A 15,949-nucleotide genomic window follows, 5' to 3' on the forward strand; every position below is an offset into this window, starting at 1 on the left:
TATGACGGGCGACGTGGGTGGGCCGGGAGCTCCCGGCACCGGGGGCGTGCGGTCCGGCCCGGGTGCCGGCGGCTCGGGCATGGCCGGGTCCGGTGCCGGGGGCTCAGGTGCTGGCGGCCCGGGCACCGGTGGCGCGGCCGGGTCCGGTGCGGCTGGGCTGTCCGCGGTGTTCCGCCCTCGGGCCGCTCGCTGGGTCTCCGGCACCCTGGCCGCCCTGGTCGCGCTCGGCACCGCCCTGCTGCTGATCCTGCTGCCCGGCACCGGGCTGTCCGGCTACGGCGTGCTCGACCGGCTCGGGTTCGTGCTGCTCGGCATCGGGATCGTCTGGTTCTGCTGGCGGCAGGCCACGGTGCGCGCCGTGCCGTCGGACAGCGGCCTGCGGGTGCGCAACCTGGCCACCACCCGGACCGTCGACTGGGCGAGCATCGTCTCGATCCGATTCGGTCAGGGGCGCCCCTGGGTGCAGCTCGACCTCGCCGACGGGGACACCCTCGCGGTGATGGGCATCCAGCGCGCCGACGGTGACTACGCGGACGCCGAGGCCCGCCGCCTGGCGACCCTCGTCGCCACCCGCACCCGCACCCCCCGCGACGACTGACCCGTCGCCTCAGCCCCCCCGGCGCGAAGCGGGGCGCGGACAGTGGCGCGGACGGACTGCGCGTGAGATCGCGACTACGCGCGAGATCGCGACTACGCGCCGGCTAGAGCCCGGCGAAGTGCCGACCTCGGGTGCAGAGTGCCGACCTCGGGCGCGGACTGCCGACCTCGGGCGCGGACTGCCGACCTCGGGGTGGGCGGGCAGCGAGGTCGTGTGTTCGCGCCGTTCGAGACCGGGCGAAGTGCCGACTTCGGGCGTGGACTGCCGACCTCGGGCGCGAACTGCCGACTTCGGGCGTCGACTGCCGACCTCGGGGTGGGCGGGCGGCGAGGTCGTGTGTTCGCGCCGTTCGAGACCGGGCGAAGTGCCGACTTCGGGCGTGGACTGCCGACTTCGGGCGTGGACTGCCGACCTCGGGGGCGGAGTGCCGACTTCGGGCGTGGACTGCCGACCTCGGGTGCGGAGTGCCGACTTCGGGCGTGGACTGCCGACCTCGGGTGCGGAGTGCCGACCTCGGGTGCGGAGTGCCGACTTCGGGGCGCGCGGTCCTGACCCGGGCGGCGGGGCGGGAGGGTGAGCGGGGTCAGTGGGCGAGGGCGGTGGCCGCGTGGACGCCGGCGGCGGCGGCGGTGAGGAAGGCGGCGGGGTCGGCGTCCAGGCCGCGACCCATGGTGGACAGCCGGACCGGACTGGATCCAAGGGCGGTGTAGAGGTCGGCACCGGCCGACACCTCGACCAGCCGGTGCCGCTCCCCGAGCGCCTGGACCTGGGTGGCGATCCGTCGACCCAACCCGTCCAGCGACTGACCGACCTCCGCGAGCGGATCCGGGTCGAACACCGGGACCACCACCTCCGCCGGTGCCAGGGCGACCCGGCCGTAGGCGGTCAGCGAGTGGTGGGACACCCCGAGGTGCCGGTTGCGCGGGTCGGCACCGGACACCCGGAGCGAGGCGATCGGTCGGCCGTTCAGCACACTGGCCGCGTTCAGTGCCTCACCGGCGGAGACGCCGGAGAAGCCCCAGCGCGTGCCGGTGCCGAGGTTGCCGGGACCCTGCGCCACCACGATCACGTCCGCGCCGACCACCTCGCGGGCCGCCAGCAGTGCCGTGTGCACCGTGACCGCCTCCAGGTCACCGCCGAACGCCTGACCGGCGGTGAGGCACGAGGCGATCCACCCGGCGTCCCGCAGCCCCGCGACAGTGCGGGAGAACCACGCGGGCAGCGCGCCGCCGTCGGTCATCACGTAGGCGACGGTGGGGGCGGGCCGTCCGGCGCGGGCCGCACCGTGCCGGAGACCGGCGATGATCGCGGGCACCGCCGAGTGCAGGTCGGCGACCACCACCGGGGTGCCGTGCAGGTCGTCGGCGTCCCGCAGGACGTCGTGGTGCGGCGACTCCTGGTCATCGACGCCGAGCACCATCGCCTGCAACGGCGTGTAGCGGGCCTTGACCAGGTGACCGGGCCCGGCGGGCGGGTCGGCCGGGAGTCGGTCGGGTGAACCCGGCGCGACCACCAGGGCATAGCCACCGGTGCCGAGGCCGCGCATCAGGGCGGAGACGTTGAGCAGCACCGTGTCCCCGACCGCGAACCGGCCGACGATCTCCGGGTAGGCGAGCGCCTTCACCGTCACCGGCCCGTCGTCCAGGGCGACCCGCACCCGCAGTTCGAGGGCACCGGGCCACTCGGTGCCGACCGACTCGACCTCACCCGCACGCCACGTCATCACCCGCACCACGCTACCGGCCACTAACGTTGTCCCCGATGCCCGAGACGATTCCCCCTGCCGAACGACTGCTCAACCTGGTCATCGCCCTGGTGCACACCCCGGGGCGGATGACCAAGGAGCAGATCCGTCGCACCGTGGCCGGCTATGCCGACGCGGCCAGCGACGACGCCTTCGAGCGGATGTTCGAGCGCGACAAGGACACCCTGCGCGATCTGGGCATCCCGGTGACCACCGTGACCGCCGTCGGGCACGGCGACGACATCGGGTACCGGGTGGACCAGGACGCGTACGCGCTGCCGCCGATCGAGCTGACCTCCGCCGAGCTGGCGGCGCTGTCCCTGGCCGCGGAGTTCTGGCAGGACCGGTCGGTGCGCACGGAGACCAGCCGGGCGCTGACCAAGCTGCGCGCGGTCGGTGAGGCCGGCGAGCACGCGGGCGACGCCGAGCTCATCTCCGGCCTGGCCCCCGCCGTCCGGGCCGGTGGCGACGCGTTCCGGCCGCTGCTGGACGCGGTGCAGGACCGGCAGCGGGTCCGGTTCACCTACCGGGCCGCCAACACCGGTGAGGTGCGCGAGCGCCTGGTCGAGCCGTGGCGGCTGGTCGCCCGGCGCGGCGGCTGGATCCTGGTCGGCCGCGATGTGGACCGCGCCGCCCCGCGCTCGTTCCGTCTGAGCCGGATCGAGGGCCGCGTGCGTGCCGACGGTGCGCCGGGGTCCTTCGACCCGCCGGAGCCGGAGCAGGTCGAGTCCGCGCTGCGTACCTGGGAGGTCGGCCAGCAGCGGACGGCGGTGCTGGCGCTGCGTCCGGAGCGGGCCGAGGTGCTGCGTGCCCGCGGACGCGCGCTGGAAGCCGACCCGACCCGCGCCGTCGATCGTGACCTGTTCGCGGTCCAGTACCGGTCGACCTGGGAGCTGGCCGAGGAGATCGTGACCTACGGTGACGCGGTGCTGGTGCTGGATCCACCCGAGCTGCGGGCCGAGGTGATCCGGTTGCTGCGCACGGCGGCGGCACTGGACGGGGGATCGGTCGATGGCTGAGCGGGCGAGCGAGCGGCTGCTGCGGCTGATCGGGATGATCGGCTACCTGGATCGGCAGCAGGGTGTGCCGGTGGACCGGGTGGCCGAGCACTTCGGGGTGTCGGCGGCGCAGGTGATGGCCGATGTCGACACTCTCTGGATGAGCGGCACGCCGGGTTACTACCCGGAGGACCTGATTGACTTCGACGCCGACTCCTACGACCGGGGCGTTCTCCGGTTGACCGAGTCGCGGGGGATGACCCGACCCCTGCGGCTGAGCACGCGGGAGGCGGTGACCCTAGTGGCGGCACTGACCGCGATGGTCGCCGACCTGGCTCCCACCCTGGAACCGGAGCAGGCGGCGGTGCTGCGCTCGGCGCTGGCCAAGCTCACGGACGCCACCGGCGAGGCGGCGCAGGCCGTGGACGTCCGGCTGGCGGTGGACGGTCGGCCGGAGGTGGTGGCGGCGGTGCGGGACGCGCTGACCCGGGGCCGTCGACTGCGGATCCGGTACGTGAACGCCTCGGACGTGACGGGCGAGCGTGAGGTCGACCCGCTGCGGCTGACCACCTCGGACGAGCGGTCGTACCTGCAGGCGTGGTGCCACCGGGCCGGGGGCGAGCGGCTGTTCCGTCTGGACCGGATCGTCGCCGCGACCGTCCTGGACCAGGCTGCCGACGACCACCCCGGCGCCGGCCGCGGAGCCACTGTCCAGTTCCGACCGGACCCGGCGGGCGAGCTGGTGACCCTGCACCTGCGGTCTCAGGGCCGCTGGGTGGCCGAGACGGTGCCGGTGGAGGAGGTCCGCAACCTGCCGGACGGCAGCTTCGAGGTGGACCTGGTGGTCGAGCAACCCGCCTTCGTCCAGGCGCTGGTGCTGCGCGCCGCCGACGACCTGATCGCGGTCAGGCCGCCGGAGGTCGCCGCGGCGGTGGCCGGGGTGGCCCGGGCGGCGCTGGACGCCTACGGTCCGATGGACGTGCTGGACGAGGACCCGGAGGTCGCGCGGTGATCTGGTGGCTGCTGTGGGCCGTGCTGGTGATCGGCACGCTGGTCGGCGCGTTCTTCCTGGGCCGCAGTCTGTGGCGCAAGGGCCGGGCGCTGCTGGTCGAACTGGACCGGGCCGCCACCGTGCTGGGCGAGCTGGCGGAGACCACCGGCCGTCTCGCCGAGGAGGCGCGGGAGGCCGAACGGGCAGCGCTGGCCGCCGCACAGGCCCTGCCGACCAGGGAGTCCGCGCGGGCGCAGTGGGCGGCCAACCGGAAGCGGATCGAGGGGCGCAAGGCCGCCCGCGCGATCCGGGACGCGGCGACCCGGGAACGCTGGCGCGACCTCAGCCGGTGAGAACCGGACGTATCGGATCGGGTGAAGGTCCGGTTAGGATCGGCCCTCAGTAGCGTCCTCAAGCGACAGGAACATCTTCGATGAACGCGCTCAAGCCCTGGCACATCGGCGTGCTGCTCGTCGTCATCGTCCTGCTGTTCGGCGCCAAGCGGCTGCCGGACCTGGCGAAGAGCGTCGGTCAGTCCCTCAAGATCTTCAAGTCCGAGGTCAAGGACCTCACCGACGACGACAAGCAGACGGCCGTCCAGCCGAACCAGCCGGTCGCACAGGCGCAGCAGCCGACGGTGCCGTCGCCGCAGCCCACGGTGCCGACCGCGCAGCCGGTGGCACCCGCGCAGCAGCCCACCGTGCCGTCGCCCCAGCCCACTGTGCCCTCGTCGCCCTCGTCGCCCTCGTCGCAGTCCGCCGAGCCGGTGCAGCAGCCCGGGAGCACCACCTACCCGCCGTCGGGCGGCAGCACCACCGCTTCCTGACCGCAGGTGGCACGCAAGCAACGTCGGGTCAATCCCGACGGTCGGATGCCGCTGCGCGAGCACCTGCTCGAACTGCGCAAACGACTCTTCCTCGCCGCGATCGGCCTCGCCCTGGGCGGGGTCGCCGGGTGGTTCCTCTATCAGCCGGTGTTCGAGCTGCTGCAACAGCCGTTGCTGGACGCGGCGGCCGACCGGGGCGGCAACGTCTCGGTCAACTTCGCCGGACTGGCGACCGCCTTCGACATGCAGCTCAAGGTGTCGCTGTTCCTCGGGGCACTGGTCTCCAGCCCATGGTGGCTGTTCCAGCTGTGGGCGTTCATCACGCCGGGCCTGACCAGCCGTGAGCGCCGGTCGGCCTTCGGCTTCCTGGCCGTCGCGGTCCCGCTGTTCCTCGCCGGATCGGCGCTGGCCGCGTACGTGATGCCGACCGCCGTGCGGGTGCTGACCGACTTCACGCCCGAGGGCGCCTCGAACTTCATCGACGCGCAGACCTACCTCAGCTTCGTCATGCGGTTCGTGCTGGCCTTCGGTCTGGCCTTCGTGCTGCCGGTGATCATGGTGGCGATCAACCTGGTCGGTCTGGTCCCGGCGAAGACCTGGGCCAAGGGGTGGCGGTGGGCGGTGCTGCTCGCCTTCGTCTTCGCGGCGGTGATGACCCCGACCCCGGACGCGATCACCATGATCGTGATGGCGCTGCCGATCTGCGGCCTGTACTTCGCCGCGCTGGGTGTCTGCGTGCTGCACGACCGCCGGGTCGCCAAGCGGCAGGCCGCCGACCCGCCGCTCGAGGGAGCCGAACCCGCGTGAGCCACCTCGGGGTGGTGGTGAACCCGGTGGCGGGCAAGGGGCGAGGCAGTGCGGCCGGGGCGCGGGCACTGGACGGGCTGCGCGCCCGGGGCCACCGGGTGGAGGACCTGACGGCGCGTGATCTGCTCAGCGCCACGGCCCAGGCCCGCCGGGCGGCGGTGGCGGGGCTGGACGCGCTGGTCGTGGTCGGCGGTGACGGGCTGGTCCACCTTGGGGCGCAGGTGGTCGCGGAGACCGCGCTCCCGCTGGGCATCGTGTCGGCGGGCACCGGCAACGACGTGGCCCGGGCGCTCGGGCTGCCGCTGCGGGGTCTGGCGGACCAGATCGCCGCCCTGGAGCACGGGCTCGACCACGGTCCGCGGGCGATCGACGCGGTGCGGGTCGGCCCGCCGGCGCACTCGGCGCGGGAGTGGTTCCTCGGTGCGCTGAGCTGCGGGGTCGACGCGGCGGTGAACGCCCGGGCGAATGCCATGACCTGGCCGCGCGGACCCGCCCGGTACGTGCGGGCGTTGGCGGCCGAGCTGCGCGGATTCCGGCCGTACGGCTACCGGGTGACCACCGACGACGGGGTCTGGGAATCGGCCGGGACCGTGGTGGTGGCGGCGAACGGCCCGTGGATCGGCGGCGGCGTCAAGGTCGCCCCCGACGCCCTGATCGACGACGGCCTGCTGGACGTGGTGATCGCCGGCCCGTTCAGCCGCGCCGGGGTGGTGCGGATCTTCCCCGGGATGTACTCCGGGCGGCACCTGCGGCACCCGAACGTGCACGTGTCCCGGACCAGGCGGCTGCTGGTCGAGGCGGTGCCGGCGCTGGGAGCCGCCCCGCCGGACGCGCACGCCGACGGCGAACGGATCGGGCCGCTGCCGCTAGCGGCGGTGGTGGAGCCCGGGGCGGTGCTCGCGCTGACCTGAGCGGTGTGGGCGGACGCGCTTAGGGTGGTCGGGTGCACGCCGAATCCGATCTCTCCCCGGCCGAGCGGTACGCCGCTGCCCGTCGTCGCGCGGCGGCCGAGCGCAGCGAACTCGCCACCTTCCGGACCCTGCTGGACTTCCCGCTCGACGACTTCCAGGAGCGGGCCTGCGAGGCGGTCGAACGCGGCTCCGGGGTGCTGGTCGCCGCGCCGACCGGAGCCGGGAAGACCGTGGTCGGCGAGTTCGCGGTGCACCTGGCGCTCAGTCAGGGCCGCAAGGCTTTCTACACCACCCCGATCAAGGCGCTGTCGAACCAGAAGTTCCACGACCTGGTGCGCCGCCACGGCGCGGACCAGGTGGGACTGCTGACCGGTGACACCACGGTGAACGGCGAGGCGCCGGTGGTGGTGATGACCACCGAGGTGCTGCGCAACATGCTCTACGCCGACTCGCGCACGCTGGACGGCCTCGGCTATGTGGTGATGGACGAGGTCCACTACCTGGCCGATCGCTTCCGCGGCCCGGTGTGGGAGGAGGTGATCATCCACCTGTCGCCGGACGTGCAGGTGGTGTCCCTGTCGGCGACCGTGTCCAACGCGGAGGAGTTCGGCGACTGGCTGACCACCGTGCGCGGCGACACCGAGGTGGTGGTCTCCGAGCACCGGCCGGTGCCGCTCGGTCAGCAGGTGCTGGTCCGCGATCGGCTGCTCGACCTCTACGCCGGGCACGTCGACCCGACCGCACCGGGCAAGAACCCGCCGATCAACCCCGAGCTCGGCCACGAGCTGCGCCGCACCTCCCGTGCCGACGGGCCGCCGCCGCACAAGCGTCGTGGACCCGGCGACCGGGGCTTCCGTGGTCCGGGCGGTGGTCGTCGCGGTGGCGAGGCGATGGGTCCGCGCCCGGTGCCCCGTCCGGTGATGATCGACGTGCTGGACGAGGCCGGGTTCCTGCCGGTGATCGACTTCATCTTCAGCCGGGCCGGGTGCGACGCCGCGGTGACCCAGTGCGTCGCCGGGGGTGTACGCCTGACCTCCCCCGCCGAGGCGCAGGAGATCCGGCTGATCGCGGAGGAGCGCTGCGCGGCGATCGCGTCCGAGGACCTGGACGTGGTCGGCTACTGGGGCTTCGTGGACGCGCTGACCCGTGGCGTGGCGGCACACCACGCCGGGATGCTGCCGGCGTTCAAGGAGACCGTCGAGGAGGCGTTTGTCCGGGGCCTGGTGAAGGTCGTCTTCGCCACCGAGACGCTCGCGCTCGGGATCAACATGCCCGCCCGGTCGGTGGTCCTGGAGAAGCTGGTCAAGTGGGACGGCTCCGGGCACGTGGACCTGACGCCGGGCGAGTACACCCAGCTCACCGGGCGCGCCGGCCGCCGGGGGATCGACACCGAGGGGCACGCGGTGGTGATCGGCCGGGGCGGCCTGGACCCGATGGCACTGGCCGGGCTGGCGTCCAAGCGGCTGTACCCGCTGAAGTCCGCCTTCAAGCCGACCTACAACATGGCGGTGAACCTGATCGCGCAGGTCGGTCGGACGCGGGCGCGCGAGGTGCTGGAGACCTCGTTCGCCCAGTTCCAGGCCGACCGGGGCGTGGTCGGGCTGGCCCGGCAGGCCCAGCAGCACGCCGAGGCGCTGAGCGGTTACGCCGAGGCGATGAGCTGCCACCTGGGCGACTTCGCCGAGTACGCCGCGCTGCGGCGCGAGCTGTCCGACCTCGAACGCGGCGTGCACCGGGCGGCGGTGGCGGATCGTCGACGCAGCGCCTCCGAGAGCCTGGCGGAGCTGCGGGTCGGCGACGTGGTCGCGGTGCCGACCGGGCGACGGCCGCTGCACGCGGTGGTGGTCGAGGCCGGCGGGCAGGGCGGCTTCGAGGGGGCCCGGCCGCTGATCGTCACCACCGAGCGGGAGCTGATCCGGCTCAGCGCGCAGGATCTGCACGGCGAACTGCGCTCGGTGGGCCACCTGCGGGTGCCGAAGGGCTTCGCGCCCAGGGCGGCGTCGCACCGGCGCGACCTGGCGTCCCAGCTGCGGGCCGAGATCGCCGCCGGGCGGGTGCAGGCGCCGCCGCCGGGCAAGCGCGGTCGCCGGGGACCCCAGGTGGTGGACGAGGACCAGCGGATCGCGGCCCTGCGACGCGAACTGCGGGCGCATCCATGCCACGGCTGCCCCGAGCGCGAGCAGCACGCCCGCTGGGCCGAGCGCTGGTTCCGCGCCGACTCCGAGCACCGGGCGCTGGTGAAGCGGATCGAGGGCCGCACCGGGTCGATCGCGGTGGTCTTCGACCGGATCTGCGACGTGCTGGTCCGCCTCGGCTACCTGGAGCGCGCCGAGGACCTCGACATCACCGACGACGGGCAGTGGCTGCGCCGGATCTACGCCGAGAACGACCTGCTGCTGGCGGAGTGCCTGCGGCGTGGCGCCTGGGCCGACCTGGACGTCCCGGGGTTGGCGGCGGTGGTCTCGGCGGTGGTCTACTCCGCACGGCGGGACGACCGGGACCGCGACCCCGCCGTGCCGGGCGGGCCGCAGGGCAAGCTCGGCACGGCCCTGGACGCCACGATCAGGATCTGGTCCGAGTTGGACGACCTGGAACAGGGCCACCGACTGTCCTCGACCCAGCCCCTCGACCTCGGCATCGTGACCGCCGTGCACCGCTGGGCGGCCGGGCGCGGGCTGGACGCGGTGCTGCGCGGATCGGACCTGGCGGCCGGCGACTTCGTCCGGTGGTGCAAGCAGGTCGTCGACGTCCTGGACCAGGTCGCCAAGGCGGCCCCGGATGAGCGGCTCCGGCAGGTGGCGCGCAAGGCGATCCCGGCGGTGCGGCGGGGCGTGATCGCGGACGCGGGGACGTAGGCTCACCGCTCGTGAGCAGCACCCTGTACCGCCACGGCGTCGTCGACTCGCCCACCACACCCGGTGCCACCGCACTCCTGGTCGACGGCGACCGGATCGTCTGGGTCGGCGACGACGACCACGCGGACGGCCTCACCGCCGACACCGTGGTGGAGCTGGACGGGGCGCTGGTCACGGCCGGATTCGTGGACGCGCACGCGCATGTGCTCGCCACCGCGCTGGCCGCCGACGGCCTCGACCTGACCCCGGCGTCCTCCCTGGGCGAGCTGCTGGACACGGTGCGGGTCGCCGCCACCGGGGAGCACGGCCGACGACTGGCGGCGGAGGGGGCGCCGCTGTCCGGCACCGGGTGGGACGAGCAGCGCTGGCCGGAACGACGGCCGCCGACCCGGGCGGAGCTGGACGCCGCGGCGCATGGCGCACCGGTCTACCTGGGCCGGGTCGATCTGCACTCGGCCGTGGTCTCCACCTCCTTCGCCCAGGTGCTCGGGCTCGAGTCGCTGCCGGGCTGGGGCGCCGACGGGCTGATCACCGGCGTCGCCTTCACCGTCGCCCAGGACGCGCTGGCCGACATCGCCCCGGGGCGTCGGGAGCGCCTGATCCGCTCCGCGCTGACGTCGGCGGCTGCCCGGGGTGTGGTGGCGGTGCACGAGCACTCGGCCCCGTTCACCGACACCCGCGCCGGACTGCGTGCCCTGCTCGCCCTCGGCGCCGAGCCGGGGGTGCCGCTGGTGCTCGGCTACCGGGGCGAACGGTGTGAGACCGCCGACGACGCCCGCGAGCTGCTGGCCGACATCCCCGGTCTGACCGGGATCGGCGGGGACCTGTGCGTCGACGGGTCGGTCGGGTCGTGGACGGCGGCGGTGCACCGGCCGTATCTGGACGCCCCGGCGGGCTGGCCGTTCCCGACCGGCGAGCTGGAGCTGACCGCCGAACAGTTGAGCAATCACATCGCCGCCGTCACCCGGGCCGGGGCGCAGGCCGCCGTGCACGCGATCGGCGACCGCGCGGTGGCCGAGGTGCTGCTGGGCGTCCGCGCCGCGACCGACGTCGAGGGGCTGGACGCGGTGCGGGCGGCCGGGCACCGGATCGAGCACGCCGAGCTGCTGGACGCCCCGGCGCTGGCGGCGACCGTGCTGTTCGGGTTGATCGCCTCCGTGCAACCGGCCTTCGACGCCGCCTGGGGCGGTCCGGACGGCATGTACGCGACGCGACTGGGTGCGGGACGGGCGGCGGCGATGATCCCGCTGGCCGATCTGCGCGACTCCGGGGTGCCGCTGGCCTTCGGGTCGGACAGCCCGGTCACCGCGATCGACCCGTGGGCGGGGGTGCGGGCGGCGGTCGGGCACCACACCGCCGAGCAGCGTCTGTCCACCCGGGCCGCGGTGGACGCGCACACCCGGGGTGGCTGGGCGGCCGGCCGCGGCGGCGCTCGACGTCCGCACGGCCCGCAGGTCCCGGCCGAGTCGGTCGACCCCCTGGCCGGCCAGCTCCGGGTCGGCGCACCCGCGCACCTGGCGATCTGGTCGGTGGACCCGTCGGCCTGGGCGCACCGGGATGTCGAACGGTCGAGCTGGCGCCGTCCGGGTCGCCCGGCGCCGGATCCGGCTCTGCCCGAGCTGATCGGTGACGTGCCCGATCCGGAGTGCCTGCGCACGGTGCGCTCCGGTGTGGTGCTGCACGACCGGATGGACTGAGGACGGCGTGGCGCTGGTTGCTGGTGGGACACCTGAGGTCGGCGGGGCGGGTGAGGATGACAGGCGTGTGAATTCTTCCGGCCGCGTTCACCCGATCGTCGCCACCCGGTCATTCCGACACGCCGACGGACACGCCGCGACGTGGCGTCAATCGGGACATTTCCTACCCAAGTGACCGGGTGAGAAGCCGGTGAGCTGGGTCGATGCCCACCTTGACACCACCTGTGCACCGAGTAGCGTCTCGGCAGTGGTCGTGGCGCGGGAACTCTCCGCGGAGACACCCCCCGATCACCCCTGAGGCCCCGACCGGGCCCGCGTGTTCAGTAGAAAACGTGCAGCTCCTCGCGGAGCCGCGCGGTACGAAGGACACGCGGGCCGGTCGGTCAGCTTCCGCCCAGCCGGGTGCCGTAGCATCGCGGCGTGCAGCCACGTGATCCCTCCCGCTGGTGGAGCGCGATCCTGGCACTGCTGGGCGGCGTCCTGACCTGGACCGCCTTCCCGGATCTGGGCTGGTGGTTCGCCGCCGCCCCGGGCGTCGGCCTGCTGTTCTGGGCGATGCGCCGCGACAGTGCCCGGTGGAACGCCCTGCTCGGGCTGATCTGGGGCATCGCGTTCTTCCTGCCGCTGATCACCTGGGCCGACGACGCCGTCGGTCCGGTGCCCTGGGTGGCGCTGTCCGTCGCCGAGGCCGGGTTCGTCGCGCTGTTCGGCGCCGCGTGGTCCTGGGCGCGGCGCGGCGAGGCGGTGTGGCGCAATGCCTGGTTGCAGGTGATCGTCTTCGCGGTGCTCTGGGTCGGGATCGAGGAACTGCGCTCGGCGGTGCCGTTCGGCGGATTCCCCTGGGGGCGGCTCGCGTTCTCCCAGAGTGACGCGCCGCTGATCGCGCTGGCCCGGATCGGCGGTGCGCCGTTGGTCTCGTTGCTGGTCGCCGGGGCGGGTGCGCTGCTCGCGCTGACCTGGTCCGCCGCCAAGCGGTTCTCGCTGGTCGGCGTGCTGACCCGGGTCGGTGCCGCGGTGGCGGTCGTGCTGGTCGGCCTGCTGGTCCCGATGCCGACCCAGGCCGAGGACAGCACGCTGCGGGTGGCCGCGATCCAGGGCAATGTGTCGAAGCCCGGCCTGGACGCCTTCGACAACCGGCGCGAGGTGCTGGACAACCATCTGAACGGCACCACCGCCGTCGCCGACCAGGTGGGCGCCGGGGGAGTGGACCTGGTGCTGTGGCCGGAGAACGGCACCGACATCGACCCGCAGGCCGATCCCCAGGTGTGGGCGGACATCGACGCGGCGGCGCAGGCGGTGGGTGCACCCATCCTGGTCGGCACCGTGGAGTACCCGGCCGACAGTGACGGCCGGTACAACACCGCGCTGCTCTGGCAGCCGGGGGTCGGACCGGTGGCCCGCTACTCCAAGCAGCACCCGGCACCCTTCGCCGAGTACATCCCGATCCGTGAGCTGGTCCGGCCGTTCTCCTCCGCCGTCGACCTGGTGACCCGGGACATGATCCCCGGCACCGAGCCCGGCGTGCTGCCGATGGAGTCGACCCGGTTGGGCCGGACGGTGACCATCGGCGACGTGATCTGCTTCGAGGTGGCCTACGACGCGCTGGTGCGGGAGTCGGTGACCGAGGGGGCCGAGTTCCTGGTGGTGCAGACCAACAACGCCTCCTTCGGCTGGTCCGCCGAGTCCACGCAGCAACTGGCGATGTCCCGGTTCCGCGCGGTGGAGCACGGTCGGGCCACCGTCCAGGTGTCGACCGTCGGAGTGAGTGCGGTGATCGCACCGAACGGCGCGGTCTCCCGCTCCTCGGACCTGTTCACCGCCGACCAGCTGATCGCCAGTCTCCCGCTGCGCCAGTCCCTCACCCCGGCCACCCGGATGGGTCAGTGGCCGGCCTGGATCCTGGGCGGCCTGGGGGTGGTCATGGTCGGTGCGGGGATGGCCGGTGCCCGTCGGGTGCGTCGCGGCGATCGAGCGGAGGGAGCACTGTGAGCGCTGTGCGCGCTGAAGGTAGCGGGGGCACTGAAGACACTGAGGGCACCGGCGGCACTGGGCCCGCTGAGGGCGCTGCCCGGCCGCTGGTGGTGATGCCCACGTACGACGAGCGGGACAGCCTGCCGCGCACCCTGGACGCGCTGCGACGGCACGCCCCCGAGGTGGACGTCCTGGTGGTGGACGACGGGTCGCCGGACGGGACAGGCGAGCTCGCCGAGCGGATCGCCGCCCAGGAGGAGGCCGAGCTGGGTCGTCGCCGGATCCAGGTGCTGCACCGGACCGGCAAGCAGGGACTCGGCACCGCCTACGTGGCCGGGTTCCGCTGGGCGCTGGACCGCGGCTACCCGGCAGTGGTGGAGATGGACGCGGACGGCTCGCACCGGGCGGAGGACCTGCCCCGGCTGCTGACCCGGCTGGACGCCGAGGACGCCCCGGCGCTGGTGATCGGCTCGCGCTGGGTGCGCGGCGGACGGGTGGTCAACTGGCCCGTGCACCGGCAGATCCTGTCCCGGGGTGCGAACGTCTATGCCTGGCTCGCGATGGGCCTGCCGGTGCGGGACGCCACCGCGGGGTTCCGGGTGTACCGCCAGGACGTGCTGCGGCGCCTGGCCCTGGCCGAGGTGGCCTCGCACGGCTATTGCTTCCAGATCGACATGGCCTGGCGGGTGATCAAGGCCGGCGGCACGGTGGCCGAGGTGCCGATCACCTTCGTGGAGCGCGCCGAGGGCCGATCCAAGATGAGCCGGAACATCGTGGTCGAGGCCCTGGTCCGGGTGACGGTCTGGGGCGCCCAGGAACGGTGGAACCAGCTGCGGCGGCTCATCGGGTCCGGCCGGGCTCCGCGCCGCTGACCCGGCCCCGCCGCCCGCACGACGAAGCGGGCCGCCCCGTGGTGGGGGCGGCCCGCTTCGTCGTCAAGGGCTGGTGCGGGAGGTCAGGCGCTCCGACGCAGCTTGCCGGCGCGGAGCAGGTCGAGCCGCTCGTCCAGCAGGTCCTCGAGCTCCTTGATGGTGCGACGCTCCAGGAGCATGTCCCAGTGCGTGCGCGGCGGCTTGGTCGCCTTCGGCTCGGGCTTGGACGCGTCGCGCAGCAGTGCCTCGGCACCGCACCGGCACTCCCAGACCACCGGGACATCGGCCTCGACCGAGAACGGCAGGATGATCGTGTGCCCGTTCGGGCAGTCGTAGTACGCCTGGAGCCGCGGGGCGAAGTCGACGCCCTCATCCGACTCCATGCTGTGGGAACCGATGCGCATACCGCGCAGGGACCGGTTCGACATGGTGGGACCTCCGTGCCTTGACGTGCAGAGCTGGGTGATACTCAAATGTGTTCAACGAGCGAACGGCCGCGTGTGTTCCACTGTGCCGTGAAGGTCCGGTGAACGCCCGCTGAGCGGGGACATCCTGCCCGGAATCAGCCGAGCGAGAGCGTGGCGTTCACCGCACGGCGGACCACCTCGCGGTCGTCGGCACCGGCCGAACGCCACTGTCGTTGCTGGTGAGCGCCGTTTCCACGCTCGAACAGACGCTGGACACCGGCCTCAACGTGGTCGAGGTCACCGTTCTTCCGCAGCGCCGGCGTGATGTGCGACACCAACTGGTCGACCACCTCGGCGGCCGGTGCCGGGGTGCCGGTGACCGGTGACAGCAGGTCCTCCCGCAGTCCGGTGCGGGCCGCCCGCCAGCCGGCGACCCGGATCAGCTCCGCGCGGGTGGTGTCCGGCTCGTGGTCGCCGTCGATCGCGGTGTCGGCCAGCCCCCGGACCAGGGCACCGATCAGCACGGCGTCCTCCGGGTCCAGGCACACGTCCGCGACCCGCACCTCGACGGTGGGGTAGTGCGCCGACAGCCGGGCGTCGAAGTAGATCATCCCGTCGTCCAGGATGGTGCCGGACTCGACCAGCCCCGCGACCGTGCGGCGGTAGGTGTCGGCGTCCCCGAACGGCGCCGTCGGCCCGGCCGTGGGCCACCGGCCCCAGATCTGCGAGCGGAACGACTCGTAGCCGGAGTCGTTGCCGTGCCAGAACGGGCTGTTCGCGGACATCGCGAGCAGCACCGGATTCCACCGCCGCAGGTGGTCGACGATCCGCACGCCCTCCTCGTCGTCGGCCACGGAGACGTGCACGTGGCAGCCGGAGGTCAGCTGGTCCTGCGCCGTCCGGGCGAACAGGTCCATGATCCGTCGCGCCCGGGCGTCGGCCACGACCGTCGGATCCACCGCGTGCGGTGAGGTCGCCAGGGCCACGATGTGGTTGCCGGTGTGCTGCGCCGAGGCGTCCGCCCGTGCCCGTCCGGCGCGCACCTCGGCCAGCAGGTCGTCCAGGTCGGTGCACGGATGGGTGGAGGTCTCCACCTGTTCCTGGGCGAACTCCTTCTCCAGCGCACCGCCCGGTGTCGCACCCTGGTCCCCGTGCTCGGCCGAGGCGTGCTGCAGCACCGCTGCGGCCACCGCACGCGGAGCACCGTCCGGGCCGACGATCAGGAACTCTTCTTCCACACCCATGGTTCGCACCCGTGCATTCTGGGGTGGC

The 15,949-nt window shown here is 73.6% G+C and carries 14 protein-coding genes; 11 read left to right on the forward strand and 3 right to left on the reverse strand.

What is annotated here, in order from left to right; translation table 11 throughout:
* Position 1: 1 nt before the first annotated feature.
* A complete protein-coding gene (locus HGK68_RS07670; protein WP_343037077.1) occupies positions 2 to 598 on the forward strand; it encodes a PH domain-containing protein in 597 nt (198 codons plus the stop codon).
* 583 nt (positions 599 to 1,181) lie between these two features.
* On the opposite strand, the gene HGK68_RS07675 is transcribed toward HGK68_RS07670, so the two are convergent.
* Positions 1,182 to 2,324: a DUF3866 family protein gene (locus HGK68_RS07675; RefSeq protein ID WP_169165431.1), complete on the reverse strand. Its 1,143-nt coding sequence runs from the start codon at positions 2,322 to 2,324 to the stop codon at positions 1,182 to 1,184.
* Between the two features lie 35 nt (positions 2,325 to 2,359).
* On the opposite strand from HGK68_RS07675, the gene HGK68_RS07680 reads away from it, so the two are divergent.
* From HGK68_RS07680 to HGK68_RS07725, 10 genes are all read left to right on the forward strand, one after another.
* On the forward strand, positions 2,360 to 3,361 hold the full coding sequence (locus HGK68_RS07680) for a helix-turn-helix transcriptional regulator (RefSeq protein WP_169165432.1): 1,002 nt from the start codon (positions 2,360 to 2,362) through the stop codon (positions 3,359 to 3,361).
* The gene (locus tag HGK68_RS07685) at positions 3,354 to 4,352 is read left to right on the forward strand and encodes a helix-turn-helix transcriptional regulator (RefSeq protein WP_169165433.1); all 999 of its coding nucleotides are present in this window, start codon (positions 3,354 to 3,356) and stop codon (positions 4,350 to 4,352) included. The genes HGK68_RS07680 and HGK68_RS07685 overlap by 8 nt, the downstream gene beginning before the upstream one ends.
* Positions 4,349 to 4,684 carry a hypothetical protein gene (locus HGK68_RS07690; protein WP_169165434.1) on the forward strand — a complete coding sequence of 112 codons (336 nt, stop codon included), beginning with the start codon at positions 4,349 to 4,351 and terminating at the stop codon, positions 4,682 to 4,684. The genes HGK68_RS07685 and HGK68_RS07690 overlap by 4 nt, the downstream gene beginning before the upstream one ends.
* 80 nt (positions 4,685 to 4,764) lie before the next feature.
* The gene (gene tatA / locus HGK68_RS07695) at positions 4,765 to 5,157 is read left to right on the forward strand and encodes a Sec-independent protein translocase subunit TatA (protein WP_169165435.1); all 393 of its coding nucleotides are present in this window, start codon (positions 4,765 to 4,767) and stop codon (positions 5,155 to 5,157) included.
* A gap of 45 nt (positions 5,158 to 5,202) precedes the next feature.
* Positions 5,203 to 5,964: a twin-arginine translocase subunit TatC gene (gene tatC, locus HGK68_RS07700; protein WP_169167007.1), complete on the forward strand. Its 762-nt coding sequence runs from the start codon at positions 5,203 to 5,205 to the stop codon at positions 5,962 to 5,964.
* Entirely contained in the window at positions 5,961 to 6,875 is a 915-nt protein-coding gene (locus HGK68_RS07705) for a diacylglycerol/lipid kinase family protein (RefSeq protein ID WP_169165436.1), read from the forward strand. The genes tatC and HGK68_RS07705 overlap by 4 nt, the downstream gene beginning before the upstream one ends.
* Positions 6,876 to 6,907: 32 nt before the next feature.
* Positions 6,908 to 9,730 carry a DEAD/DEAH box helicase gene (locus HGK68_RS07710; RefSeq protein ID WP_169165437.1) on the forward strand — a complete coding sequence of 941 codons (2,823 nt, stop codon included), beginning with the start codon at positions 6,908 to 6,910 and terminating at the stop codon, positions 9,728 to 9,730.
* A gap of 11 nt (positions 9,731 to 9,741) precedes the next feature.
* Positions 9,742 to 11,427, forward strand: coding sequence for an amidohydrolase (locus HGK68_RS07715; RefSeq protein ID WP_169165438.1), 1,686 nt, complete (start codon positions 9,742 to 9,744; stop codon positions 11,425 to 11,427).
* Between the two features lie 420 nt (positions 11,428 to 11,847).
* Complete coding sequence (gene lnt, locus HGK68_RS07720) at positions 11,848 to 13,416, forward strand: apolipoprotein N-acyltransferase (RefSeq protein ID WP_169165439.1); 1,569 nt, start codon at positions 11,848 to 11,850, stop codon at positions 13,414 to 13,416.
* A 95-nt stretch (positions 13,417 to 13,511) separates the two neighbouring features.
* Entirely contained in the window at positions 13,512 to 14,270 is a 759-nt protein-coding gene (locus tag HGK68_RS07725) for a polyprenol monophosphomannose synthase (protein WP_169165440.1), read from the forward strand.
* A gap of 83 nt (positions 14,271 to 14,353) precedes the next feature.
* Here HGK68_RS07725 and HGK68_RS07730 read toward each other — a convergent pair whose 3' ends face one another.
* Together HGK68_RS07730 and HGK68_RS07735 are read right to left on the reverse strand one after the other, a co-directional pair.
* Positions 14,354 to 14,698, reverse strand: a complete 345-nt coding sequence (locus HGK68_RS07730; protein ID WP_168629044.1) for an RNA polymerase-binding protein RbpA — start codon at positions 14,696 to 14,698, stop codon at positions 14,354 to 14,356.
* Between the two features lie 134 nt (positions 14,699 to 14,832).
* Positions 14,833 to 15,921, reverse strand: a complete 1,089-nt coding sequence (locus HGK68_RS07735) for a carboxylate-amine ligase (protein WP_169167008.1) — start codon at positions 15,919 to 15,921, stop codon at positions 14,833 to 14,835.
* Between the last annotated feature and the right edge of the window lie 28 nt (positions 15,922 to 15,949).

Origin of the sequence: Cellulomonas taurus, from assembly GCF_012931845.1 — a bacterium.
GTDB classification, from domain to species: domain Bacteria; phylum Actinomycetota; class Actinomycetes; order Actinomycetales; family Cellulomonadaceae; genus Cellulomonas; species Cellulomonas taurus.

Excerpts from the sequence above, each read along its gene's own strand:
- HGK68_RS07670 (WP_343037077.1), top strand. The coding sequence starts at position 2 with ATGACGGGCGACGTGGGTGGGCCGGGAGCTCCCGGCACCGGGGGCGTG.
- HGK68_RS07680 (WP_169165432.1), top strand. The coding sequence starts at position 2,360 with ATGCCCGAGACGATTCCCCCTGCCGAACGACTGCTCAACCTGGTCATC.
- HGK68_RS07685 (WP_169165433.1), top strand. The coding sequence starts at position 3,354 with ATGGCTGAGCGGGCGAGCGAGCGGCTGCTGCGGCTGATCGGGATGATC.
- tatA (WP_169165435.1), top strand. The coding sequence starts at position 4,765 with ATGAACGCGCTCAAGCCCTGGCACATCGGCGTGCTGCTCGTCGTCATC.
- tatC (WP_169167007.1), top strand. The coding sequence starts at position 5,203 with ATGCCGCTGCGCGAGCACCTGCTCGAACTGCGCAAACGACTCTTCCTC.
- HGK68_RS07725 (WP_169165440.1), top strand. The coding sequence starts at position 13,512 with ATGCCCACGTACGACGAGCGGGACAGCCTGCCGCGCACCCTGGACGCG.
- HGK68_RS07730 (WP_168629044.1), bottom strand. The coding sequence starts at position 14,698 with ATGTCGAACCGGTCCCTGCGCGGTATGCGCATCGGTTCCCACAGCATG.
- HGK68_RS07735 (WP_169167008.1), bottom strand. The coding sequence starts at position 15,921 with ATGGGTGTGGAAGAAGAGTTCCTGATCGTCGGCCCGGACGGTGCTCCG.